The organism is Rhizobium indicum, from assembly GCF_005862305.2.
Classification (GTDB): Bacteria; Pseudomonadota; Alphaproteobacteria; order Rhizobiales; family Rhizobiaceae; genus Rhizobium; species Rhizobium indicum.
Window position 1 is genome coordinate 3,139,345 of sequence record NZ_CP054021.1, and the last position, 22,478, is coordinate 3,161,822.

The 22,478-nt window shown below is 61.7% G+C and carries 25 protein-coding genes; 8 read left to right on the forward strand and 17 right to left on the reverse strand.

Annotation, left to right across the window (positions count from 1 at the left end; all coding sequences use genetic code 11):
• Position 1: 1 nt before the first annotated feature.
• On the forward strand, positions 2-532 hold the full coding sequence (locus FFM53_RS15380) for a gamma-glutamylcyclotransferase (RefSeq protein WP_138331699.1): 531 nt from the start codon (positions 2-4) through the stop codon (positions 530-532).
• Between the two features lie 2 nt (positions 533-534).
• On the opposite strand, the gene FFM53_RS15385 is transcribed toward FFM53_RS15380, so the two are convergent.
• The 4 genes from FFM53_RS15385 to ftsE form a co-directional block, all read right to left on the reverse strand.
• A complete protein-coding gene (locus FFM53_RS15385) occupies positions 535-1,332 on the reverse strand; it encodes a lysophospholipid acyltransferase family protein (RefSeq protein WP_138331698.1) in 798 nt (265 codons plus the stop codon).
• A 252-nt stretch (positions 1,333-1,584) separates the two neighbouring features.
• Positions 1,585-2,295, reverse strand: a complete 711-nt coding sequence (locus tag FFM53_RS15390) for a YdcF family protein (RefSeq protein ID WP_138331697.1) — start codon at positions 2,293-2,295, stop codon at positions 1,585-1,587.
• A 73-nt stretch (positions 2,296-2,368) separates the two neighbouring features.
• Complete coding sequence (locus FFM53_RS15395; protein ID WP_011653715.1) at positions 2,369-3,382, reverse strand: cell division protein FtsX; 1,014 nt, start codon at positions 3,380-3,382, stop codon at positions 2,369-2,371.
• A complete protein-coding gene (gene ftsE / locus FFM53_RS15400) occupies positions 3,375-4,034 on the reverse strand; it encodes a cell division ATP-binding protein FtsE (protein ID WP_003543317.1) in 660 nt (219 codons plus the stop codon). Before ftsE ends, FFM53_RS15395 begins: the two co-directional genes overlap by 8 nt.
• A gap of 206 nt (positions 4,035-4,240) precedes the next feature.
• On the opposite strand from ftsE, the gene FFM53_RS15405 reads away from it, so the two are divergent.
• From FFM53_RS15405 to FFM53_RS15415, 3 genes are all read left to right on the forward strand, one after another.
• Complete coding sequence (locus FFM53_RS15405; protein WP_138389556.1) at positions 4,241-4,897, forward strand: hypothetical protein; 657 nt, start codon at positions 4,241-4,243, stop codon at positions 4,895-4,897.
• A gap of 127 nt (positions 4,898-5,024) precedes the next feature.
• On the forward strand, positions 5,025-5,567 hold the full coding sequence (hpt, locus tag FFM53_RS15410; RefSeq protein ID WP_003543314.1) for a hypoxanthine phosphoribosyltransferase: 543 nt from the start codon (positions 5,025-5,027) through the stop codon (positions 5,565-5,567).
• Between the two features lie 116 nt (positions 5,568-5,683).
• Positions 5,684-6,043, forward strand: a complete 360-nt coding sequence (locus FFM53_RS15415; RefSeq protein WP_003543311.1) for a response regulator — start codon at positions 5,684-5,686, stop codon at positions 6,041-6,043.
• Between the two features lie 145 nt (positions 6,044-6,188).
• On the opposite strand, the gene FFM53_RS15420 is transcribed toward FFM53_RS15415, so the two are convergent.
• The 4 genes from FFM53_RS15420 to argH form a co-directional block, all read right to left on the reverse strand.
• Entirely contained in the window at positions 6,189-8,840 is a 2,652-nt protein-coding gene (locus FFM53_RS15420) for a TIGR02302 family protein (protein ID WP_138389557.1), read from the reverse strand.
• 402 nt (positions 8,841-9,242) lie between these two features.
• The gene (lysA, locus tag FFM53_RS15425; RefSeq protein ID WP_138331694.1) at positions 9,243-10,511 is read right to left on the reverse strand and encodes a diaminopimelate decarboxylase; all 1,269 of its coding nucleotides are present in this window, start codon (positions 10,509-10,511) and stop codon (positions 9,243-9,245) included.
• 11 nt (positions 10,512-10,522) lie between these two features.
• Entirely contained in the window at positions 10,523-10,735 is a 213-nt protein-coding gene (lptM, locus tag FFM53_RS15430; protein ID WP_138389558.1) for an LPS translocon maturation chaperone LptM, read from the reverse strand.
• A 134-nt stretch (positions 10,736-10,869) separates the two neighbouring features.
• Positions 10,870-12,273, reverse strand: coding sequence for an argininosuccinate lyase (gene argH / locus FFM53_RS15435; RefSeq protein ID WP_138331692.1), 1,404 nt, complete (start codon positions 12,271-12,273; stop codon positions 10,870-10,872).
• 40 nt (positions 12,274-12,313) lie between these two features.
• On the opposite strand from argH, the gene tlpA reads away from it, so the two are divergent.
• Positions 12,314-12,976: a thiol:disulfide interchange protein TlpA gene (gene tlpA, locus FFM53_RS15440; protein ID WP_138389559.1), complete on the forward strand. Its 663-nt coding sequence runs from the start codon at positions 12,314-12,316 to the stop codon at positions 12,974-12,976.
• Positions 12,977-13,016: 40 nt separating this feature from the next.
• Here tlpA and FFM53_RS15445 read toward each other — a convergent pair whose 3' ends face one another.
• From FFM53_RS15445 to FFM53_RS15475, 7 genes are all read right to left on the reverse strand, one after another.
• Positions 13,017-13,898, reverse strand: coding sequence for a 3-hydroxybutyryl-CoA dehydrogenase (locus FFM53_RS15445; protein ID WP_012759170.1), 882 nt, complete (start codon positions 13,896-13,898; stop codon positions 13,017-13,019).
• A gap of 148 nt (positions 13,899-14,046) precedes the next feature.
• Positions 14,047-14,976 (reverse strand): electron transfer flavoprotein subunit alpha/FixB family protein, encoded by a 930-nt coding sequence (locus tag FFM53_RS15450; protein WP_138389560.1) that lies wholly within the window; start codon positions 14,974-14,976, stop codon positions 14,047-14,049.
• A gap of 25 nt (positions 14,977-15,001) precedes the next feature.
• Positions 15,002-15,751, reverse strand: coding sequence for an electron transfer flavoprotein subunit beta/FixA family protein (locus FFM53_RS15455; protein ID WP_138389561.1), 750 nt, complete (start codon positions 15,749-15,751; stop codon positions 15,002-15,004).
• A gap of 186 nt (positions 15,752-15,937) precedes the next feature.
• Positions 15,938-16,723, reverse strand: a complete 786-nt coding sequence (locus FFM53_RS15460) for a rhomboid family intramembrane serine protease (protein WP_138389563.1) — start codon at positions 16,721-16,723, stop codon at positions 15,938-15,940.
• Positions 16,724-16,756: 33 nt separating this feature from the next.
• On the reverse strand, positions 16,757-17,335 hold the full coding sequence (locus tag FFM53_RS15465; protein ID WP_138331686.1) for a cob(I)yrinic acid a,c-diamide adenosyltransferase: 579 nt from the start codon (positions 17,333-17,335) through the stop codon (positions 16,757-16,759).
• A gap of 234 nt (positions 17,336-17,569) precedes the next feature.
• On the reverse strand, positions 17,570-17,773 hold the full coding sequence (locus tag FFM53_RS15470) for a twin transmembrane helix small protein (protein ID WP_012759165.1): 204 nt from the start codon (positions 17,771-17,773) through the stop codon (positions 17,570-17,572).
• Positions 17,774-17,791: 18 nt separating this feature from the next.
• Positions 17,792-18,625, reverse strand: a complete 834-nt coding sequence (locus FFM53_RS15475) for an SDR family oxidoreductase (protein WP_138389565.1) — start codon at positions 18,623-18,625, stop codon at positions 17,792-17,794.
• A gap of 76 nt (positions 18,626-18,701) precedes the next feature.
• Between FFM53_RS15475 and FFM53_RS15480 the strand changes: the two genes are divergently transcribed.
• Positions 18,702-19,625: a YihY/virulence factor BrkB family protein gene (locus FFM53_RS15480; protein ID WP_003543284.1), complete on the forward strand. Its 924-nt coding sequence runs from the start codon at positions 18,702-18,704 to the stop codon at positions 19,623-19,625.
• Here the strand turns inward: FFM53_RS15480 and gluQRS are convergent.
• Entirely contained in the window at positions 19,590-20,471 is an 882-nt protein-coding gene (gene gluQRS / locus FFM53_RS15485) for a tRNA glutamyl-Q(34) synthetase GluQRS (protein ID WP_138389566.1), read from the reverse strand. The two genes, FFM53_RS15480 and gluQRS, sit on opposite strands and share 36 nt — an antisense overlap.
• On the opposite strand from gluQRS, the gene FFM53_RS15490 reads away from it, so the two are divergent.
• Together FFM53_RS15490 and FFM53_RS15495 are read left to right on the forward strand one after the other, a co-directional pair.
• Positions 20,470-21,162 (forward strand): DNA-3-methyladenine glycosylase family protein, encoded by a 693-nt coding sequence (locus FFM53_RS15490; protein WP_138389586.1) that lies wholly within the window; start codon positions 20,470-20,472, stop codon positions 21,160-21,162. The two genes, gluQRS and FFM53_RS15490, sit on opposite strands and share 2 nt — an antisense overlap.
• 111 nt (positions 21,163-21,273) lie before the next feature.
• Complete coding sequence (locus tag FFM53_RS15495) at positions 21,274-21,831, forward strand: HNH endonuclease (RefSeq protein ID WP_012759160.1); 558 nt, start codon at positions 21,274-21,276, stop codon at positions 21,829-21,831.
• Between the two features lie 70 nt (positions 21,832-21,901).
• Here FFM53_RS15495 and FFM53_RS15500 read toward each other — a convergent pair whose 3' ends face one another.
• Positions 21,902-22,417: a disulfide bond formation protein B gene (locus FFM53_RS15500; RefSeq protein ID WP_138389567.1), complete on the reverse strand. Its 516-nt coding sequence runs from the start codon at positions 22,415-22,417 to the stop codon at positions 21,902-21,904.
• Positions 22,418-22,478: the final 61 nt, after the last annotated feature.

Genomic DNA, 22,478 nt, shown 5'->3' on the forward strand with positions numbered 1-22,478 from the left:
TATGGACGAATTTTGGGTATTTGGCTACGGTTCGCTGATGTGGAATCCGGGCTTCGAGTTCATGGAGCGGGCAGAGGCCCTGGTCTACGGCTACAGGCGTTCGCTCTGCGTCCGCTCCTTTGTCCATCGTGGCTCCCGCGACAATCCGGGCCTGGTTCTCGGCCTCGACAGGGGTGGCGCCTGCCGCGGCATGGCTTTCCGCATTTCGCCGGAAAAATGGGATGAGGTGATCGATTATCTCCGCGCCCGCGAGCTGGTCACCAATGTCTACCTGGAGCGCCGGGTGCGGCTGCAGCTTGCCGGACGGCGCCGGGTGGAGGCGGTCGCCTACATCATCGACCGCGAGCATGAACAATATGCCGGCGCGCTCGATGCGCTGGCGGCGGCGCGCGTGGTGAACGAAGCAAAAGGCCAGTCTGGTCCGAATGACGCCTATGTCTTCAACACGCTGACGCATCTGAAGCAGATGGGCATTCGCGACCATTGGCTGGAGCAGGTCGTCAACGAAGTGGAGCGGCTACGCGCCGCCTGATCTCAGCCAGTTGCCGCGTTCAGCTTGCGCAACTCGACCAGCCTTTCGACCGCCGTCGGCGGGAGCGGCAGATGCGGATTTCGCTCGACGGTTTCGAGCAGGAGCTCGTCGCTTGCCCGCTCCGATACCTCGATCAGATGGGTAAAAAAGGCGTCCGGATCCATTCCCGGCATGATCGGCGGCAGGATCCTCACCTTGAAATGGCCGGGATAACGACGAATGCTCCGTCGCGGCCAGAAGAGGCCGGGATGCATGGCGACCGGCACGACGGGGAGGTTAAGATCGCGGTACATGCGGGCGATGCCGTATTTATAGAGCGGTTCTGCGCCCGGCGGGCGGCGGGTGCCCTCCGGATAGATGATGAGCTGGCGGCCGGTCGAAAGCTCTTCCTTCGTGCGTTTCAGCACTTCCACCATCACCTTGCCGCGGGCGCCGCGATCGACCGGGATCATGCGCTGTTTCTTCGCATACCAGCCGAAGAGCGGAATCCACATCAGTTCGCGCTTCAGGATATAAACCGGATCCTTCAGCCAGGGCAGCAGTGCGTAGGTATCCCAGAAGGACTGATGCTTCGGCGCCAGGATGTAACTGCCGTCAGGCAGGTTCTCCAGGCCCTCGATCTCGAAGGTGGTGCCGACGATCACCCGCATCAGCCAGTGGTTGGAGCGCGCCCAGTTCTTCGGGATCGCATAGGCGATCTTGCGCGGCACCACGAAATAGTAGGGCGAGAGCACAATCATCCGGATGATGAGGTTGGCGTAGAAGATCGTGTTGAAGAGAACGGAACGCAGGGCGATCATGAAACTTTCCCGAGGCATGCTCACGCGACCGGCCTACACGATATTGCCCGCCATAAAAAGCGTTTGATGCTGCCTTGATGTAAAAGCCTGGAGCAATTCCAGCAAAAGTGCGCAGCGGTTTTGCGTCCGGAATTGCGCAAAAACAAGAAGATAGCGCATGACCCCGAAAGTCGGAATCGATTTTCGCAAGGGATTATGCGCGACTTTCAAAGGGATGGACCGTCCTTGCGCGTCCTATCGAAGCGCGGCGCTCTATTCTTGGCCGGACGCACTTGCCGAGCGCAAGCCAGTGTGGCGGCCGAAGCCGGTGATGTTGCGGGCGCCAGTCAGCAGCACTTTCACATATTCGGCCAGCATGACGCGCATCGCATTCGGGTCGGTGAACCAGTTGCGGCTCTTCAAATCCGAGTTGACCACGGGATAAGCGATGAACTCGATGTCGGGATCGACATAGGAGAGCTCGGCGAGGCTTCGCGGCATGTGGTAGTTGTTGGTGACGATCAGAACGCTGCGGTATCCCTTGGCGTGGATCCAGTTCGAAGCTTCCTCGGCATTGCCGATCGTGTCGATCGCATCGTAGCCGATATCGACACAGCAGGAGAAGAGATCGGCCGAACCCTGCGTCATCTTGCGGATCTGTGCCGGTGTCGTCGTCGGGTGGGCGCCGGAAATGAGCAGGCGCTTGCCGGCACCCTTCTGCAGCAGCTCCACGGCCTGGTCGATGCGCTGGTAACCACCCGTCAATACCACAATGGCATCCGCTTTAGGCTCGGCCGGCGGCCTGAGTGTCGTCACCGAATCGGCAAAACGCAGAAAGCCGCCGAACACCAGGGCGATTACCAGCAGGCAGCCAAAGCCGCCCCAGCGCAGCAGGCGGCGGATCGGCCCACGCCGCGGCGGCAGACCCGCCGGGCGATCAAGCTCCGGGTCCTGATGAATCGGGTTGGGTGTCGTGTGTCCCATCGTCATGAATCGTGATTATACGCTGATTGCGGCGCGGAACAGACGCTTTCATGGCAAAACGGCACGGTCACGATCAACTTCCGATGCCGTCCGTGCGTGTCGGGTCCGAGCGTAGCGTATCGATTTCGTAGATCGTCCGCATGACGGTGAGCCGGGCGGTGAAGGTGGTGAGCAGCGCGATGACGATCATCGTTGCGAAGATGCCGGCATAACCGAGCACGCCGACGGAGAAGGTGCCAAAGAGCGCGGTCGCCTGGTCCGTTTCGGGGGTGGCGAGGGTGCGGCTTTGCCAGAAACCGGCGGTGGCGAAGAAGAGGGCGGCAAGCGCGCTGCCGATCGCCGAGCCCTTGAGGCTGATCTTCAGGAAATGCTTCTGGAATTCGGTGGCGACGAAGGAGCTTTCGGCGCCGACGAAATGCAGCACCTCGACGACGTGACGATTGCCCGACAACGCGCCGCGCGTGGCGAAGACGACAGTGAGCACCATCGCCGTGAAAACCAGGAGCAGGATGCCGGTGCCGATCATCACAGTCGTGTGCGCCATGGACACCAACCGGTCGACCCAGGTGCGGTGATCGTCAAGGGTGGCCTGCGGAATGCTTTCCTTCAGCAGCGCCCGCATCGAATCGAAATCCGGTGGATTGCTCTCGTCGATGGTGATGATGACGAGGCGGGGAACGGGCAGATCCTTGAGATCGAGACCAGGGCCGAGCCAGGGTTCGAGCAGGCGAGCGGTCGCCGCCTCATCGACGATCTGGCCACTCTTGGTGCCGACGAAGGTCAGCGCGAGATCGCGCGCCTGGGTCAGCGCCTTTTCCATGTCGAGATTGTCGTCCGGCTTGATCTGGATGGTAATCTCGCGCGAGATCTGGCTCTCCCAGCTGGCCGCCGTCGAGCGCACCATGCTGACGCCGCCGAGCGTCAGGCAGGCGAGAAAGGCCATGATTGATATCACCACCATCAAGGCGCTGCCCTGGATGTTGGAAGGCGGCAGGATCGGCGCGGTCGGACGCACGCGCAATTCTGGCCGCTTCTGCTGGGTCTTGGCAGACGCCTTCTCGGGGTTTCTGGACGGGGGCTCAGTCATAAATATCGAGATGCCCCTCTGAGAGGATCATGCGGCGGGCTTCCACCTGCTCCATCAGCGCCAGGTCATGCGTGGCGATCACGACTGCCGTGCCGAGGCGGTTCAGCTCGAGGAAAAGGTTGAGTAGGCGCTTTGCCATCGGCGGGTCGACATTGCCTGTGGGTTCGTCGGCCAGCAGCACTTCCGGCCGATCCATCAACGCCCGGGCGATTGCGGCGCGCTGCTTCTCGCCGCCGGAGAGTACGGGCGGCAGCACGTTGATGCGTTCGCCGAGGCCGACCCATTTCAAAAGTTCCAGGACGTCGGTCTTGTAGGAGCTCTCATCCTTGCCGCGCACCCGTAAGGGCAAAGCGACATTCTCATAGGTGGTGAGATGGTCGAGGAGGCGGAAATCCTGGAAGACGATGCCGACGCGGCGGCGCAGAAGCGGCAGTTCGGGGCGGGGGATTTCGGAAATGTCGCGCCCGAACATGCGGATCAAGCCGCGCGTCGGCTGCAGCGACATGAAAAGCATCCGCAGCAACGACGTCTTGCCGGCGCCCGATGGACCAGTCAGGAACTGAAAGGATTTCTTCGGAATGTCAAAGGTCAGGTCCCGGAGGATTTCCGGGCCCATGCCATAACGCAAACCGACATTCTCGAAGTGGATCAACGGGCAGCTCAGTCTGTTGTGGGTTTCACCGCACGACTTGTTAACCAACACCGTTAACAGCCGGTAAATTTTGCTGGAAAGACGCCCGTTTGATGGCGATCTTTGCGAAGCATTAACCATTAAAATTTACGACTGAGCAGGATTCGTTTCAATGCCAAGATTTCCCCTGGCAGCGAAACCATGTGGACATCTGCGAGGCAGCCACCATGGAAGCATCCTCCTTCAGTCGCCGGACGGGCCAGGCCTATGATTTCCTGCCGCCGGAACCCACCAACCGTCGGTACCGCTCGGCGCGTCCTGCCGATATCTCCGACGCCGAATTCGTCACCCTCGGCAAAGTTCGGCCCAGGGAATTCAATGCAAGGACCTATAACGACAACCGCAAGCGTATGGCTGCCGCAAACGCCGCACCGCCGCCGTTCATGCCGGCAATGGCTGCTTCCGTTCTGCAGACCGTGGAATCCTGGCTGCAGCGCGCGTCGATGCGGAGCTTCGCAGCGCTGGTGCTGGCGCTCGTCGTGCTCGTCTTCGGGCTTGCGGGTGGTTTTTCCGGCCTTTCCGGGGAGCGAGCCACTTCCGGCGCATCGCTGCATTTCACCCATGTCACGGTGACGCCGCGTGATGCGAACGGCATGCGCGTGCTCGTCATCAACGGCATCATCGAAAACGAGAGCGGCACGACGCAGACGGTGCATCCGATCCGTGCCGATCTCGTGACCGACGAACGGTTGACCGCAAGCATCGTCATCAACCCGCCAGCCGATGTGATCTATGGCGGCCAGAGCCGGGGCTTCTCGGCGCGCGTCCAGCATGCCGGCGGAAAAATGCCGGAGGTCCGGCTTTCCTTCCTGCCGCAGACGTAACAGGACATGGATTGCCGATTTTCGCGTCGCAGGTCGCGCCAATCGCGTTAATTTCATAGCCGGCGAGGCTGTTTCAGGCTCGCATATGTGCTAACGGCTTACCCTTCTTTTCATGGAGCAAGCCCTTATGCCTGTCGTGCGCGGAAAAAACATCGAGCCGCTCTTCACCGCCGAGCAGATCGCCGAGCGCAATCATTCGATGGCGCGGGAGATCGCCAGCGGCCCGACCAAGGACCTGCTGGTCATCGCCGTGCTCAAGGGCTCCTTCATCTTCGCCGCCGACCTGATCCGTGCCCTGCATGATAGCGGGCTTGCCCCGGAGGTCGAGTTCATCACCCTGTCGAGTTACGGCATCGGCACGGTTTCTCAGGGCGTGCGCATCGTCAAGGATATCGACAGCGACGTGCATGGCCGCGACGTCCTGCTGATCGACGATATCCTCGAATCCGGCCGGACGCTGCTCTTTGCCAAGGAGCTGCTGTTCGAACGTGGCGCGCGCAACGTCACGATCGCCGTGCTGCTCGACAAGCGCGTCAAGCGCAAGGAAAAGCTGGAGGCCGACTATGTCGGCTTCGAATGCCCCGACTATTTTGTCGTCGGCTACGGCATGGATGTCGCCTATGCCTTTCGCGAACTGCCCTTCGTCGGCGTGGTTACCGGGGACGCCTGAGCTGTTGCCTTCAAGACGGGTTGTTAACCATCTCGTCCATCGCTTCACCATCTTTACCGATCGAAAAGGAAAGTCTGGTGATTTCCGTCGCGGGGCTGATACGGAGCGATGCACATATGGCAAGAATTCTGATTACGGAAGACGAGGACTCCCTGCGGTCCTTCGTGGCCCGGGCCCTGCGGCTTGATGGCCACGAGACCGATGAGGCGGCCGATGGGGCCGAGGGCTTGGAGAAGCTCAAGGACGGGGTCTACGATCTGCTGCTTTCAGATATCCGCATGCCCGTGATGGACGGCATTGAACTCGCCCATCAGGCAAAAGACGCTTTTCCGGGTCTGAAGATCCTGCTGATGACCGGTTATGCCGAACAGCGCGAACGAGCCGACGATCTTGCCGAAAAGATCATCGATGTCGTTGCCAAACCATTCGCGCTTCCCGATATCCGCAAGGCTGTTGCCCGGGCGCTCGTCGCCTAGGGCTTAATGCCGAAAGGTGTGAGCGGTCGTCGGACGAGATGGTGCTCACCTTCCTCGATTGATATCCGGATTTAGATTTTAGGCCGATCCGGCCTAAAATCATTCTGTTAGAGCGACTGCGATCCATTATGTGGTGGAGTAGGACCTACTGGATGTCCAGCAGCCGCTCGAGATAGCGCCGTTCCATTTCCTGCGGCGGATTGTTGCCAAGCTTTTCGCGGATCGCGTCAAGGATTTCTCGCGCCCGCTGAACGTCGATTTCGTCAGGCACCTTCACGTTGTCGCCAAATTCAGGTCCCTGGGTCCGGCGTGGCCGGCCGAGCGGGTCGCGGCCGTTCTGGTCGCCCTGGCCAACCTGGCCGTTCGGACCTTGACCTTGCTGGCCCTGCTGCGCCTGCATCATCTGGTTCATCATGTCGCGGGCGCCCTGGCGAAGTGCTTCGAGCGCGCGGCCCTGGCCCTCGACGGCCGGCTGGCCGCGGCCCTGGCCGAGTTCACGGCCGGCGCCTTCCATCTCACGCTGCGCCTGGCGGAAGCCCGGGCCGGGCTTCATGCCCATCTCGCCGAGGCTCTTCTGCAATTCGCCGAGCTGCTTGCCCAGCGCATCCTGCTGGGCGCGCAGCTGTTTCAGCGCCTCCCGCAGCTGCTCGGCCGTCATCTGGTCGGAGGGCTGCTGGCCTTCCTTGCCTTGCTGGCCCTGCTGCTGGTCCTGTGGCTCGCCGTTCTCTCCGGGATTCATCTCGTCGAGCAGCGGATCGTTTTCGCCCATGTCAGGCTCGCCGCGCTGCATGCGGTCCCTGAGCTGCTGGTCGAGCCGGAAGGTCTGTTCCATCAGCTTCTGCTGGTCGCGCAGGATCTCGCCGAGCTTGTCGATCTGTTTGCGGGCTTCGCTGTTTTCCTGGCCCTGCTGACCGCGCTGCGGGCGGCCCGCCTGCAGGTTGTTCATCATCCGCTGCAATTCCGACAGCATCTGCTGGGCCGCGTCACGATTGCCGGAGCGGGCGAGATTCTCGATCTGGTCCATCATCCGTTCCAGATCCTGCTGGCGCAGGATATTCTGCGCATTCTGGTTCGGTTGCATCGGCGCGTTCTGCATGCGCTCTGCAAGCTCGGTCATATAGTCCTGCATCGCCTTGCGCAGCTCGTCCATCAGCTTCTTGATCTCCGCGTCGGGAGCGTTGCGGTCCAGCGCGTCGGCAAGCTTCTGCTGGGCTTCGCGCAGCTTGCGCTCGGCAAGCGAGAGATCGCCGTCCTCCATGCCGAGGGCGATCTCCCAGAGATATTGGGCCGTATCCTTCAGCGCATCCTCACCCTTTGCGAGCTTCATGCGAGCCAAGGCGGATTCGAGCAGCAGATAGTTGGTGAGCTTGGGGATCGTCTCCTCGGGGCGGATGGTCAGCGCCTCGTTCAGGGCGATCGCCTGCGGCATCTTGCGGGTATCGAGCGCGAAAACCTGCCGCTCCTCGGCGACGGCCGCGGCAAGCGGCTCGTTGAAGGGCCGCGACGGCAGCACCATCTCATGCGGTGGGCTGCGGCCGGTCTGGCCGGCGGCATCCTTGGCGACGAGGGTGATGCGCACGCGCTTGCCGGCAAGCGGATGTTCGGTCAGGTTCCGGCTGGTCACACCCTTGGCGTCGCGGGCGTTGCGGCGGGGGACATCCAGCCGGTACTCCGGCAGCGGATAGAGCGGCGTTGCGGTCGGGTCTGTTTCGACGGGAACGATCTCCGCATGCGCTTCCTGGACGCCGTAATCGTCCTTGACGGTGAAACCGATTTCGAGCGCGCCGTTGACGCTGGGCTTCGGCAGGCCGTCAAAGGCAATCTCCGGGGCCTTGTCGGGGAGCACGTCGAAGCTCCAGCGCCGGCCATTGACCTCGAGTGCACCGTTCTCCTGAAGCTTCATCATATGCGTCTGCGCGATGAGAGCCTGGCTGGCTGGTGCCGCCGTCGGCTGCTCGCTGGCTGATGCCGCGGTCTGCTGCGGCTTGGTATCGGCCTGCACGGCGATATCCTGTGCCTCGCCGTTCGCCTTGCGGAACACGACTTTTTCCGCCGTCTTTCCGCCGCTGACGCGGACAGTGAGGCCTGAAAACTGCGGAATGCCGATCGGCGCCTGCTCGCTGCCGTCAGCCGTCAGATAGATCGGGGCGCGGCCGGTATAGGAAGGCGGCGTCACCCAGGCGTCAATGCGCACTGCCGGATCGCTGACCACCTGCTCGGGTGCTGCCTGCAACGCGTCGCGGATCGAGCCGCCGTTGATCGACAGCGAATAACCGAAGGCCGTGACGAGCAGCAGCGCCGGGACGGCGCGCAGCGCGAAACGGTCATGCGCGGCGATATCAGGCCGCGGCAGTCCGGCATCGAGCGCTGCGATCTTTTCGGCCATGCGCGTCTGGTGCTCACGCCAGAGCGCCCGGCCGAAGGGCGTATCGAAGGCCGGCTCGTCTTCCTGAACGGTGACCGGCTGGTGCGGCAGGCCGTTGCGCTCTTCCAGCATGCGGTCGGCTTCTGCAACCCTCGGCCAGCGCAGGGTGCGGAAGGGGAGGAGCGAGACGAGAAAAGCGCCAGCAAAGGCAATCAGCAGCAAGATGCGCAGCCAGTCCGGCACGCTGCGGAAGACGCCGAACCAGGAGGCAGAGAGATAAAAGGCGATGACGGACAGTACCGGCATCAAAGGCGGCAGCAGTTGCTCGAAAAAGAGCACGATTCGCGCCAGCAGTCGTTTCGTCGTCACCAGCCGGGCAAGCGAGGGACGATAGGCAAATGCGCCTTTCTTCTGCCGCGAGGGGCTTGTCATCGGTCCGGTCTCCGCGATCTGGCGTTCTGGAACAGAGGGCGCTTCCGGCGATTGCAGGGCAATACGCTCATGAACGAAAGGATAACACTCTTTGTGGCGAAGGCGAGGGCGAGCGGCCGGCAATACCGGCTTTTCACGTTTATTCGCCAAAAAGTGATGGCGACTTAAAGCGCGTCGCGATCTTTCAGATTGCTTCGCGCGCTTTAAATCTTCGTTTTACGCATGTGGTAGTCGCAAAATCGCTGCCCACTTTTGCGCGAAAATCGATCCCGATTTTCGGGCCGATGCGCTAGAACAGGATGATTTTAGGCCGGGTCGGCCTAAAATCTGAATCCTGTTCTACATTCTATAGTGAGAGCATGATGTCGTCCGAAAACCGCTCACACTTTTCGGCATCATGCACTAGTCGAGCCAGGCCGGAACGGAGTCGAGGCTGATCAGTTCGGCATAGGTTCTGCGCGGTCGAATCGTGTGGAAATCGCTGCCCCTGACCAGAACTTCGGGCACCAGCAGGCGGCTGTTATAGGTGCCGGCCTGGACCGCGCCATAGGCGCCGGCGCTGCTGACGGCCACCAGGTCGCCGGGCTTCGGCATCGCCATCTCGCGGTCGAGCGCCAGATAGTCGCCAGTCTCGCAGACGGGGCCGACAACATCGGCGCGGATGCGGGGGGCGTTGGCCGCCGAAATCGTTACCGGCCGGATCTCGTGATAGGCCTCGTAGAGCGTCGGGCGGATGAGATCGTTCATCGCGCCGTCGACGATGACGAAGGTTTTTTCGCCGCCATCCTTCACATACAATACTTCGGTCACGAGGATGCCGGCATTGCCGACGATCAGGCGTCCGGGTTCGGTGATGATCTTGCAGTTTAGACCGCGCAGCTGGTTCTTGACGATTGCCGCATAGGCGTCCGGCAGCGGCGGCGGATTGTTGTCGTCCTTGTAGGGGATGCCGAGGCCGCCGCCGATATCGACGTGATGGATGGTGTGGCCGTCGGCGCGCAGCGTCGCGACAAGGTCGTGCAGCAGCTTGAAGGCGTCGTCGAAGGGCTGCAATTCGGTGATCTGGCTGCCGATATGCATGTCGATGCCGGTGACCTCGATGCCCGGCAGCTTGGCGGCATGGGCATAGATGGCGCGGGCGCGCTCCCAGGAGATGCCGAACTTGTTTTCCTTCTTGCCGGTCGAGATCTTGGAATGCGTCTTTGCATCGACATCAGGGTTGATGCGGAAGGAGACCGGCGCTTTCTTGCCCGCGCTGACGGCGCGCTGATTGAGGATCTCGAGTTCAGGCTCGGATTCGACGTTGAAACAGTAAATGCCGGCTTCGAGAGCGAAATCCATCTCGGATGGGGTCTTGCCGACACCTGAGAACATGATGCGATTTGCCGGGATGTCGGCGGCAAGCGCGCGGCGCAGCTCTCCCTCCGAGACGACGTCGATGCCGGCGCCGAGGCGGCCCAGCGTCTTCAGCACCGCCTGGTTCGAATTCGCCTTCATCGCATAGCAGACCATGGAGTCCATGTCGGCGAAGGCTTCCGAAAAGACGCGGTAATGGCGCTCCAGCGTCGCGGTGGAGTAGACGTAGAAAGGGGTGCCGACCGCCTTGGCGATCTCGGGAACGGGGACGTTCTCCGCATGAAGGACGCCGTCGCGGTACTCGAAATGGTTCACGGGTTTATGCCTTAAAGAAGGGGATCGAGAAGGAAGGGCTTGTCGACGGTTCCCGGCCGTTTCGTCGGCTTGGAAACGTCGCCTTCCTTGGTTGCCGCAGCGCTCGGCGGATCGAGGTCGCCCTTGCGCCCGCATCCGGCAACGGCAAGGCCGATGACGGCGAGAACCGCCGTCAGGCGGACGAGGTGCGGCAAGCTCTTCATGAATATCCTCTTCTGCGGCATGTGATGGCATCATTCATATCGAATAATGGACATCTTCATAGCGAAGTTTATCCGCCTTGTGCACCCTGATTGTTGGCGGTCTTTGCGCGCTCCGCAGGAAGGGCGCGGCGGTTTTTCGCCACGCCTGGTATCTCTTAGTTGCGGGCGCGCCAGAAGGCGATCTGCCTGCGCACTTCGGACGGCGCGGTGCCGCCGAAGCTCTTGCGACTGGCGACCGAGGCCTCGACGGTCAGCACGTCGTAGACCTTGTCGGTGATCGCGGCATGGATCGCCTGCAGATCGGAGAGCGGCAGCTCGGCAAGGTCGCAGCCTTTGCTTTCGGCGAGTGCGACGGCGCGGCCAGTGACGTGATGGGCGTCGCGGAAGGGAAGGCCCGCTTCACGTACCAGCCAGTCGGCAAGATCGGTCGCCGTCGAATAGCCGGAGCCGGCCGCCGCCTTCATGCGCGCGGTATTGACGGTCATATCGCGCACCATGCCGGTCATGGCGGCAATTGCCAGTTCCAGACTCTCGGCGGCGTCGAAGACCTGTTCCTTGTCTTCCTGCATGTCCTTGGAATAGGCGAGCGGCAGGCCCTTCATGATCGTCAACAGCGCCACCAGCGAGCCGTTGATGCGGCCGGTCTTGGCGCGCACCAGTTCGGCCGCATCCGGGTTCTTCTTCTGCGGCATGATCGACGAGCCGGTCGAGAAGGCGTCGGAGAGACGCACGAAACCGAATTGCGGGGTCGACCAGATGACGATCTCTTCCGCCAGACGCGACAGATGCATGCCCGCAATCGCCGCGATCGACAGGAATTCGATGGCGAAATCGCGGTCGGAGACCGTATCGATGGAGTTGCGGGTCGGCTCGCGGAAACCGAGCGCCTTGGCCGTCATGTGGCGGTCGATCGGATAGCCGGTGCCGGCAAGTGCGGCGGCACCGATCGGGCTTTCATCCAGATGCTCGATGGCGTGGCGCACACGCGAGCGATCGCGGCCGAACATTTCGACATAGGCCATGCAGTGATGGCCGAAGGTAACGGGCTGGGCTGCCTGCAGATGGGTGAAGCCCGGCATGACGCTTTCGGCATGTTCTTCGGCGCGGTCGAGGAAAGCCGCGATCAGGCCGGTCAGCATCTGCTCGGTCTTCTGCAGCTCTTCCTTCACCCAGAGACGGAAGTCGAGCGCCACCTGATCATTGCGCGACCGGGCGGTGTGCAACCGGCCGGCCGCCGGTCCGATCAATGTCGCCAGGCGTGCTTCGACATTCATATGGATATCTTCGAGCTGACGCGAGAATTCGAAATTGCCGCTTTCGATCTCTGACAGGATCGTGTTTAGCCCGTGAACGATCTTGTCCTTATCTTCGGCGGAAATGATCCCCTGATGGGCGAGCATCGTCGCATGGGCAATCGAACCGCGAATATCCTGCGCGAATAGCTTCTTGTCGAAACCGATCGAGGCATTTATCTCCTCCATGATCGCGTCCGGGCCGGAGGCGAAGCGACCGCCCCACATCTGGTTGGAGGATTTGGTGTCCGTGGTGTCGTCGGCCATGAAGGTGTCCGCCTTGAGGATGCATGTCCAGGAGAATGAAATGACGACAAGAAAACCCCTCGGGCTGCCATCCCTGAAATGGATCGCGATGGCCGCCGTTGCGGGTGTCGTTGCCGGTGCGGCAGCGGTATACGTGAAGGAGACGGGGATTGGCAATGGCGGCGGCGAAACGGCGTCGGCCGAATGCAAGCTTGCGAGGGATCGCGTCGCCAGCGTCACGCCGCTGATGAAGGGACAGGTGGCCGCGATGGTCGCCGCCTACGAGCCGCGCAAGCTGACCGCGGTCTCCTTCAACGGGCCGGATGGCAAGCCGCTGACGCTCGATCATTTCGCCGGCAAGACCGTGCTTCTCAATCTCTGGGCGACATGGTGCGTTCCGTGCCGCGAGGAGATGCCGGCGCTGAACGCGCTTGAGAAGGAGATGGGCAGCGACAGGTTCCAGGTGGTGCCGGTCAATATCGATAGCGGCGACGACGAGAAGCCGAAGACCTTCCTTGCGGAGATCGGCGTCGATGCGCTGCAGCTCTATCGCGACAATACGATTTCGGTGTTCAACAATCTGAAGAAAGAGGGCCTCGCCATGGGGCTGCCGGTGACGCTGTTGATCGATGACAAGGGATGCCTGATTTCAGCAATGAACGGGCCGGCTGCCTGGGACAGCGAGGATGCCAAGGCGCTGATCAAGGGCGCGATCGGGTCGTAGCGCCGCGGGCGCTGATGAGGATGCTTCGAGCAGCAGAAGTTTACCGCGTCGGGACCGGCACTTCACCGCGATAGTCATAGAAGCCGCGGCCGGACTTGCGTCCGAGCCAGCCGGCTTCGACATATTTCACCAGCAGCGGGCAGGGACGATATTTCGAGTCCGCCAGGCCGTCATGCAGCACCTGCATGATCGAGAGGCAGGTGTCGAGGCCGATGAAATCGGCAAGCTGCAGCGGTCCCATCGGATGGTTGGCGCCGAGCTTCATCGCCGTATCGATGGCGTCGACCGTGCCGACGCCCTCATAGAGCGTGTAGATCGCTTCGTTGATCATCGGCAGCAGGATGCGGTTGACGATGAAGGCCGGGAAATCCTCGGCGACGGTGATGGTCTTTTCCAGCGTGCCGACGAATTGCTTGGCGGCGGAAAAGGTCTTCTCGTCGGTGGCGATGCCGCGCACCAGTTCAACCAGCTTCATCACCGGCACCGGGTTCATGAAATGTATGCCCATGAAGCGCTCGGGGCGGTCGGTGGCGGCAGCAAGCCGGGTGATGGACAGGGAAGAGGTGTTGGTGGCAAGCAGTGCTTCCGGCTTCAGGACCGGACAGACCTGGGTATAGATCTTGCGCTTGACCGTTTCATCCTCGGTGGCGGCCTCGATGACGAGGTCGGAGGGGGCGAGATCATTGACATCGGACGAGCCTGTGATGAGCGACAAGGTCGACTTGCGCTCCTCTTCGGTCATCTTGCCGTTCGTCACCAGGCGGGCCAGGTTGCCGTTGATGGTGGCAAGACCGGATTCGATGCGGTCCTGCGAGAGATCGTAAATGTGAACCCTGTAACCTGCGGCGGCCGAAACATGCGCGATGCCGCAGCCCATCTGGCCGGCACCGATAATACCAATATTCTTCAACACCGCATTCATCTCCAAACCCCCGCACGGCATTCGCCCCCGCGCCGCCGCATTTTTCTAGCAATGCTGCCGGACGAAGGATCGCCCGGCAGCAGTAGTAGCCCGATAAAAGATAATTTTCCAGTCATTCGCAAGTGCGAAAGAAAAGCATTTGACGCGGTCAGAGCGCCTTTTGCAATTCCGGCAGGGCGTCGAAGAGATCGGCGACCAGTCCGTAGTCGGCGACCTGGAAGATCGGCGCCTCCTCGTCCTTGTTGATGGCGACGATGACCTTCGAATCCTTCATGCCGGCCAGATGCTGGATGGCGCCTGAAATGCCGCAGGCAATGTAGAGCTGCGGCGCCACCACCTTGCCGGTCTGGCCGACCTGCCAGTCGTTCGGCGCATAACCGGCATCGACGGCGGCTCTGGATGCGCCGACGGCAGCACCGAGCTTATCGGCAAGCGGCAGGATGACTTCCCTGAACTTCTCGGCCGAGCCGAGTGCCCGGCCGCCGGAGATGATGATCTTCGCCGATGTCAGCTCCGGACGGTCGGAGGCCGACACCGCGTCCTTGACGAAGGTCGAAAGCCCCGGATCGGAAACCGCCGAGATTGCCTCGACGGTCGCCGAACCACCTTCCGGTGCAGAGGCAAAGGAAGCGGTGCGCACGGTGATGACCTTCTTGGCATCGGTCGCCTGTACCGTCTGGATGGCATTGCCGGCATAGATCGGCCGCTTGAAGGTATCGGACGAGATCACCTCGATGATCTCGGAGACCTGGGCGACGTCGAGAAGAGCGGCGACGCGCGGCAGCACATTCTTGCCGACCGAGGTGGCGGCAGACAGGATCGTGTCGTAGCTGCCGGAGAGCGAGACGATCAGGTCGGCCAGCGGCTCGGCCAGATTGTTGGCCAGCTCGTCGCTTTCGGCCAGCAGCACCTTGGAGACGCCGGCAAGCTTGGCCGCCTGTTCGGCAGCAGCCTTGGCAGCCTTGCCGGCGACGAGCACATGCACGTCGCCGCCGATCTTGGTGGCAGCCGTCAGCGTCTTGGCGGTCTGATCAGACAGGCTTGCATTGTCGTGGTCAGCCAGAAGAAGAATAGTCATGATGATGGCTCCTGTTCCCAGCTGATTACAGCACGCCGGCTTCGTTTTTGAGCTTGTCGATCAATTCGGCGACCGACTTGACCTTGACGCCGGCCTTGCGGCCCGATGGCTCCTCGGTCTTCAAGACTTTCAGGCGCGGCGTGGTGGAGATGCCGAAGTCGCTTGGCGTCTTCTTGTCGAGCGGCTTCTTCTTCGCCTTCATGATATTCGGCAGCGAGGCATAGCGCGGTTCGTTCAAGCGCAGATCGGTGGTGATCACCGCCGGCAGCTTGATCTCGATCGTCTGCAGGCCGCCATCGACTTCGCGGGTTACCTGAGCCTTGCCATCACCGATCTCGATCTTCGAGGCGAAGGTCGCTTGGGCAGTTCCGAGCAGTGCTGCCAGCATCTGGCCGGTCTGGTTGCTGTCGTCATCGATCGCCTGCTTGCCGACGATGATCAGCCCCGGCTGTTCGGCATCGGCGACAGCCTTCAAGATCTTGGCAACGGTGAGCGGCTCGACTTGATCGTCGGTCTCGACCAGGATCGCCCGGTCGGCGCCCATGGCAAGGGCGGTGCGCAGCGTCTCCTCGGCCTTGTTAGGACCGATCGAGACGACCACAACTTCCTCGCACTTGCCGGCTTCCTTCAGCCGCAGCGCCTCTTCCACCGAGATCTCGTCGAACGGGTTCATCGACATCTTCACATTGGCAAGCTCGACACCCGTGCCGTCCGGCTTCACCCGGATCTTCACGTTGTAGTCGACAACCCGTTTGACTGGCACGAGTATCTTCATGTGGTCCTTCCTTCAGGAGAAACTGGCTTCGGAGACTTTTTTAGAAAATGCGCGTTCGGACGCCGCTCCGATTGTCGAATGGCGACATGGATACGCGTTTTTCCTCCAAATTCAACGCTTGCATGACGCCGGCAGGCGATTTGCCTCGGCAATATATGGACGTTTACGTTCACGTCAATATCGTCGTTAGCGGCGGCCCCAGGGAAATCGCTGCGCCGTCCGCCCGTCCGTGCCGGCTGCGATGGCCGGGCCGGCGCCCGGGTCGTTCCTCACGGCGCGGGGCGTGACGATCTGCCGGTCGAAGAGCGGCACACCAGGCCGGCGCAACAGCAGGATCAGTAAAGCGCCGGCAAGGATGCCGCCAACATGCGCGCCCCAGGAAACGTCGCCGTCAGGTGCAATCGCCAGCATGAAGAACTGCTGCCCGATCCACAAAAGCAGCGGCACGAAGGCCGGCAAGGGCAACGGCACACGGAAAAACACCAGCACCCAGACCCTGACGCGCGGATGAAGCATGACATAGGCGGCAACGACGCCGGAGACCGCCCCCGATGCGCCGACCAGCGGCGCTTCCGAGGTCATGGTCAGCAGGCCGTGGCAGAGCGCGCCGGCGGCCGCGCAAACGAGATAGAAGATCAGGAAGCGCAGATGCCCCATCGCATCCTCGACATTGTCGCCAAAGACCCAGAGGAAGATCATGTTGCCGGCCAAATGCCAAAACCCGGTATGGACGAAGGCGTAGGTGAGGTAGGTCAGCGGTTCCGGCACGATTTCGAGCCCCTGCGCTAGCATCGCATGGCCGAAGGCAATCGCCGGGATGTAGCCGAGCCCGACAGTCGTCGCCTGGGCTGCCTGTTCGCTCTCCAGGCTGGTCAAAAGCCAGACCGCGATATTCAGCGCGATCAGTGCGAGCGTCACCCACTGAACCTTGATATGTTTCAGCGTATTGGCATCGTGAAGTGGTATGAACATAAAGGCCCCCCGGCGATCGTGAACGCGGCAAGCCTATCTGTTTTTTCCCGGAACCCAAAGTACATCCGCATGGCCCTGGTCATTTGCATGACGCGCGGCGACGAAGAGGAAATCGGAGAGCCGGTTGACATATTTCATCGCCGGCTCGCCGACGATTTCGCCGTCGGTGCGGGCAAGCGCCACCATCAAACGCTCGGCTCGGCGCGCAATCGTGCGGGCAAGATGCAGATGGGCGGCGGCCGGACTGCCGCCTGGCAGGATGAAGGATTTCAGCGGCTCCAGGCCGGCGTTCAACTGGTCGATATCACGCTCGACGCGGTCGACCTGCGTCTCGATGATCCGCAGGGGCTCGTAGGCCGGCGGCTCACCAGTGTCGGGGGTAGCGAGATCGGCGCCGAGATCGAAGAGATCGTTCTGGATCGACATCAGCATGGCGTCGAGTTCGGGCAAGCCTGATGTGTGCAGCCGCGCCAGGCCGATCGCGGAATTGGCCTCGTCGATCGTACCGTAGGCCTCGACGCGCAGATCGTCTTTGAGCCGGCGCGGGCCGGACACCAGCCCGGTCGTGCCGTCATCGCCTGTTTTCGTGTAGATCTTGTTGAGTTTTACCATGCCGCACCGCCGGTCGGGAGGGCGGCCACGTTACTCCACCCTCCCTCATTCCTGTGCTCATCACAGGAATCCAGTGCGCCCAAGTCTTTGGGCGCAGGAAACTCTTTTGAACGTTGCATTTGGTTATTCACCGCGTAGACGCGCGATGGCTGGATTCCTGTGACAAGCACAGGAATGAGGGAGTTCGGGGAGGCGATAGTGCCCATATTTATCCCTCTACCGTTAGATTAGCCCTCACGTCGGACGGCCGCCGCCGGTCAGCCACAGCGTCACCATGATCAGGATGACGGCGATCGCCTGCAACAGCACACGAAGCTGCATCAGCTTGTTGGAACGGTTGGGATCGCCGCCCTTCATCATGTTGAAGAGACCGCGGATCAGGACGAGGGCGACGACGCCCATGACGATGATCGCGAGGATATAGGTGACCGTGGACATGGCGTTCAGCTTTCTCAGTCAGTCCGTCCAGCGCATCAGGCGGTAGAAGAGGTCTGCCGGAAGCAGCCGCTTCAGGAACATGCCCTGCTTAGCCGGAGTCGTTACAGGATAATGTGGCCTCGGATTTTTCGAGTTCAATGCGTGTTTCAACACGGAATAGACCGCTTCCGGGCCGAGTTTATGGCGGTTGACCGGCCCCGATCCGTCGAGTCTCGCCAGTTGTCTGATGTAATCGACCGCGTGCGGCGAATTCTCGAGATCGATATGTTCCTTGATCTTTGCGAGCGCATTGGCGGTGAACCGCGTGGCGATCGGTCCCGGCTCGATCAGACTGACATGGATGCCGCTGCCCTGCAGCTCCATGCGGAGCGTAATGCTGAGGCCTTCCAGCGCGAACTTGGACGCGGTGTAGGCGCCGCGATAGCGATAGGGGACGACGCCGAGGATCGACGAGCATTGCACGATCCGCCCTTGGCCACGCTTGCGCATCGGCGGAATGACCTGCCGCGTCAGTTCATGCCAGCCGAAGAAATTCGCCTCGAACTGCGCGCGCAGCGTTGCCGTCGACAGATCCTCGACGGCGCCCGGCTGGCCATAGGCGCCGTTATTGAAGAGGGCGTCGATGCGACCGCCGCTGCGTTCCAGAACCGCGCCGACCAGGTCGGAAATCGTCTCGGTCCTGGCATAGTCCATCAGGAAGGCTTCGATGCCTTCTGCTTCCAGCCCCGAAAGATCGTCCGGCTTGCGCACCGTCGCGAAGACACGCCAACCATCGGCTTTCAGCGCCCGCGCGCAATGAGCGCCGATACCGGACGAACATCCGGTCACGACGATGGTGCGCTCTCCCGCCATGGAATGATTCCTGTACAAAATGGGACTCGTTTCCCATATTCGGCCAGAGGATACAATCTGGAAAGCCGGAGACGGAATGCCCAAGGTGCTGCGCACGATCTACGACGTGGTCTATGACGCGATCTGTCACATGGTCGAGGACGACGGCTTCGCCATGGCAAGCCATGTGGCGCTGTCGAGCCTGCTTGCGGTTTTCCCCTTCCTGATCTTCGGTACGGCGCTTGCAAGCTTCCTCGGCGCCGATCAATTTTCCTCGACCGCCATCCACCTGATCTTCGACACCTGGCCCGAGGCGATCGCCAAACCGCTCGCCGACCAGGTGCTGCAGGTGCTGACCATTCCGCGCGGCGGGCTGCTGACGATCTCGGTGCTGGCGGCCGCATATTTCGCTTCGAACGGTGTCGAGGCGCTGCGCATTTCGCTCAATCGCGCCTATCGGGTGCAGGAAACGCGGGCCTGGTATTTCACCCGTCTCGCCAGTCTGGGCTACGTGTTGATCGCGGTCATCATCTTCACGGCGATCAGCATTCTGCTGGTCGCCCTGCCGCTGGCGCTCGATTATTCGAGGAAATGGTTTCCGCTGTTTGCCGATACGCTCGACATCGTCTTCAGCTGGCGCATCTACGGCACGCTGGTGGTTCTGACCGTCGGACTGCTGGTCATGCATCTCTGGCTGCCGGCCGGCAAGCGGCGGGTCTTCGACGTCATTCCCGGGGTGCTGCTGACCCTGCTTCTCTGGCTCGCCGGCGCGCTGATCTTTGCCTATTATCTCGCGACCTTCGCCAATTATACGGCAACCTATGCCGGCCTCGCCTCTGTCATGATCGTGCTGATCTTCCTCTATATGGTCGGCGTCATCTTCATCATCGGCGCGGAGATCAATGCAGCGCTGATCAAGTTCCGCGTCTTCCGGATGTTTTCGCACACGCTGTCGATCGTCGGCAGAGAGCGTGTCGAAAGGCAGTCAGAGCCCGACAAGGCGGCGAATATCCGCCCCTGACATGCCCTGGGCGCGCAATTCGCCAAGTCCGCTGTCGCCTTGGCTTTTCGAAAGCTTGCGGCCATCGGCGCCGAGAATGAGACGGTGATGGTGATAGACCGGCTGCGGCAGGCCGAGCAGTACCTGCAACAGCCGGTGCACCGATGTCGCGTGGAAGAGGTCGAGCCCGCGCACGACATGGGTGACGCCCTGCAGCGCATCGTCGACGACCACGGAAAGATGATAGCTCGACGGCGCATCCGAGCGCGACAGGATGACGTCGCCCCAGACGTCGGGTTCTGCGGCAATCTCGCCTGTCCTGCCGTCGCCGGTTTCCGTCCAGAACAGCAGTTCGCCGATCAGGTCGAGCGCTTTGCGCATATCGAGCCGCCAGGCATGTTTCTTCCCCGAGGTCAGCATGTCCCGCCATTCGTCTGCCGGACGCTCGCGATCACTTGCGGGATAATGCGGAGTGCCGTCGGGATCGCGCGGCCAGGATTCACCCGCCGCCTCGTAGGCGACGACGCGCGCCTTCACCTCGCCGCGCGTCAGGAAGGCCGGATAGACCAGTCCGCGCTCGATCAGTTCGTGCAACGCTGCCTGATATTCGGGAAAATGTTCCGACTGGCGCCGCACCGGGCTTTCCCAGCTGATATCAAGCCATTCGAGATCCCTGAGGATGCCGGCCTCGAACTCGGGCGTGCAGCGCGTCTGGTCGATATCCTCGATGCGCAGCAGTAGGCGCGCTTGTTCGGCCTCCGCCATGTCGCGGTTCAGAAGGGCCGAGAGGGCATGTCCGAGATGCAACGGTCCGTTGGGGCTCGGCGCAAAACGAAAGACAGGTTTTTGACGCTCACTCGTGGTCATGCTTTCTTCTGCCATGGATTCGGCTTTTGAACCACTGCGAGGCAATGTGCAGATCATCCGCAACGAAGATGACGTCAGGCAGGGGCTCGAAGCGCTGCTTCGCCTCGATCCGCGTCTTGCGCCGATCGTCGCGGAGGCCGGGGCCATTCCGCTCAGGTTGCGCGAGCCCGGCTTTGCCGGTCTTGCCCATATCATCGTCTCGCAGATGGTGTCGCGCGCCAGCGCCGAGGCGATCTGGCGGCGCATGCTGCCGGCGGACGGTTCGCTGACGGCCGAAGGTTACGCACTGCTTCACGCCGAGGCGTGGCGCGAATTCGGCCTATCGCGCGCCAAGGCCGAGACGCTGTCGCGGATCGCCGAAGCGGTCGCCTCCGGCCGTCTCGATCTCTCCGGGCTCTGCCTGAAGCCGCCGGGCGAGGCGCTTGGCGAACTGACCGCGCTGAAGGGCGTCGGGCCGTGGACGGCAGAGGTCTATCTGATGTTTTGCGGCGGCCATGCCGATGTTTTCCCGGCCGGCGATGTCGCGTTGCAGAATGCCGTCGGGGCGGCATTCGGTCTGGCCGCACGGCCGCAGGCGAAGGCGCTTGCTGAGCTTGCGGCAGTCTGGTCGCCGTGGCGCTCGGTGGCGGCACGGCTTTTCTGGGCCTACTACGCCACGAGGATGCGCCGTGACATGGTGCCGATCGGCTGATCGGCAACACTCTTCAAATTGCCTTTATCCTCTGAATTTATTGGACTTCACAATCCTGTAACAACCGGCCTAATATACAGGTGCAGATGCCGAATCGATCAGGAGAGTCCCTTGACGATTGCAGTCTCCCCACAGGCCCTGCCGGCGCTCGTCCTGAACGCTGACTACCGGCCACTGAGTTATTACCCCTTGTCGTTGTGGTCCTGGCAGGACGCGATCAAGGCGGTATTTCTCGACCGTGTGAACATCATTGCAGAATATGAACATTCGGTTTCCTCGCCGAGCTTTTCGATGCGGCTTCCGAGTGTCGTGTGCCTGAAGACTTACGTTCAGCCGTCCCGCAATCCCGCTTTCACCCGGTTCAACGTCTTCCTGCGCGACCGCTTCGAGTGCCAGTATTGCGGCGCCCATGACGACCTGACCTTCGATCACGTCATCCCGCGCGCCCATGGCGGCGAGACCACCTGGGAGAATGTCGTGGCAGCCTGTTCGCCTTGCAATCTGCGCAAGGGCAGCAAGCTTCCAAAGCAGGCAAGCATGTTCCCGGCGCAGAAGCCCTACCAGCCGACGGTGCAGGATCTGCACAATAACGGCCGGCTGTTCCCGCCGAACTACCTGCATGAAAGCTGGCTCGACTATCTCTACTGGGATACCGAACTGCAGCCCTGATCGAACGGCTTACAGCGCTGCGCGTCTTTTCAGACGCGTAGCGCTATAGGACTTCAAATGCTGCATAATTTTATGAGGCGGCCTTGCGAACGCCGACAAAGGCGAAGGCTGCGAGCAGAATTCCGGCAATCACGTTCCAGCCCGCAAAAGACAGGCCGAGCACCCGCAGCGCCGCATCGGTGCAGGACGGGCCCTTGATGGTGTTGAGCTCACCGAGCAGATCGCCGGCATTGGTCGTCATGCTGCTTGCCGTCGTTGAGCAGGTGGCCGGGCCAGGCCAGAAATGCCATTCGACACCGGCGTGATAGACACCCATGCCTGCCGTCACCAACATCAGCATGCCGGCCGCGAGAATGAGCGCCCGGGTGATCCAATTCGGCAGTCCGACGAGCTCGGAGATGGCGGCCAGGATCGCGATCGGGATGGCGTAATAATAGGGCTGCCGTTGCAACAGGCAGAGGGCACAGGGAATATAACCGCCGATATACTGGAAGCCGAGCGCGGTGCCGACCGCCGCCGCCATGCCGATGGCGAGCAAAATGGAATAGACAAAGCCGGGGCGGGCGAGCGGCGAGGAAATAGTCATGGCGGAGCTCCGCGAGTTTAGTAGAGCATGAGATGCAGATTGAGATTTTAGGCCTGTGCGG

Bases quoted from the DNA above. Each gene is read 5' to 3' on its own strand.
- FFM53_RS15380 (WP_138331699.1), top strand. From the start codon at position 2: ATGGACGAATTTTGGGTATTTGGCTACGGTTCGCTGATGTGGAATCCG.
- FFM53_RS15385 (WP_138331698.1), bottom strand. From the start codon at position 1,332: ATGATCGCCCTGCGTTCCGTTCTCTTCAACACGATCTTCTACGCCAAC.
- FFM53_RS15390 (WP_138331697.1), bottom strand. From the start codon at position 2,295: ATGGGACACACGACACCCAACCCGATTCATCAGGACCCGGAGCTTGAT.
- FFM53_RS15395 (WP_011653715.1), bottom strand. From the start codon at position 3,382: ATGACTGAGCCCCCGTCCAGAAACCCCGAGAAGGCGTCTGCCAAGACC.
- FFM53_RS15405 (WP_138389556.1), top strand. From the start codon at position 4,241: ATGGAAGCATCCTCCTTCAGTCGCCGGACGGGCCAGGCCTATGATTTC.
- hpt (WP_003543314.1), top strand. From the start codon at position 5,025: ATGCCTGTCGTGCGCGGAAAAAACATCGAGCCGCTCTTCACCGCCGAG.
- FFM53_RS15415 (WP_003543311.1), top strand. From the start codon at position 5,684: ATGGCAAGAATTCTGATTACGGAAGACGAGGACTCCCTGCGGTCCTTC.
- FFM53_RS15420 (WP_138389557.1), bottom strand. From the start codon at position 8,840: ATGACAAGCCCCTCGCGGCAGAAGAAAGGCGCATTTGCCTATCGTCCC.
- lptM (WP_138389558.1), bottom strand. From the start codon at position 10,735: ATGCCGCAGAAGAGGATATTCATGAAGAGCTTGCCGCACCTCGTCCGC.
- argH (WP_138331692.1), bottom strand. From the start codon at position 12,273: ATGGCCGACGACACCACGGACACCAAATCCTCCAACCAGATGTGGGGC.
- tlpA (WP_138389559.1), top strand. From the start codon at position 12,314: ATGACGACAAGAAAACCCCTCGGGCTGCCATCCCTGAAATGGATCGCG.
- FFM53_RS15445 (WP_012759170.1), bottom strand. From the start codon at position 13,898: ATGAATGCGGTGTTGAAGAATATTGGTATTATCGGTGCCGGCCAGATG.
- FFM53_RS15450 (WP_138389560.1), bottom strand. From the start codon at position 14,976: ATGACTATTCTTCTTCTGGCTGACCACGACAATGCAAGCCTGTCTGAT.
- FFM53_RS15455 (WP_138389561.1), bottom strand. From the start codon at position 15,751: ATGAAGATACTCGTGCCAGTCAAACGGGTTGTCGACTACAACGTGAAG.
- FFM53_RS15460 (WP_138389563.1), bottom strand. From the start codon at position 16,723: ATGTTCATACCACTTCACGATGCCAATACGCTGAAACATATCAAGGTT.
- FFM53_RS15465 (WP_138331686.1), bottom strand. From the start codon at position 17,335: ATGGTAAAACTCAACAAGATCTACACGAAAACAGGCGATGACGGCACG.
- FFM53_RS15470 (WP_012759165.1), bottom strand. From the start codon at position 17,773: ATGTCCACGGTCACCTATATCCTCGCGATCATCGTCATGGGCGTCGTC.
- FFM53_RS15475 (WP_138389565.1), bottom strand. From the start codon at position 18,625: ATGGCGGGAGAGCGCACCATCGTCGTGACCGGATGTTCGTCCGGTATC.
- FFM53_RS15480 (WP_003543284.1), top strand. From the start codon at position 18,702: ATGCCCAAGGTGCTGCGCACGATCTACGACGTGGTCTATGACGCGATC.
- FFM53_RS15490 (WP_138389586.1), top strand. From the start codon at position 20,470: ATGCTTTCTTCTGCCATGGATTCGGCTTTTGAACCACTGCGAGGCAAT.
- gluQRS (WP_138389566.1), bottom strand. From the start codon at position 20,471: ATGACCACGAGTGAGCGTCAAAAACCTGTCTTTCGTTTTGCGCCGAGC.
- FFM53_RS15500 (WP_138389567.1), bottom strand. From the start codon at position 22,417: ATGACTATTTCCTCGCCGCTCGCCCGCCCCGGCTTTGTCTATTCCATT.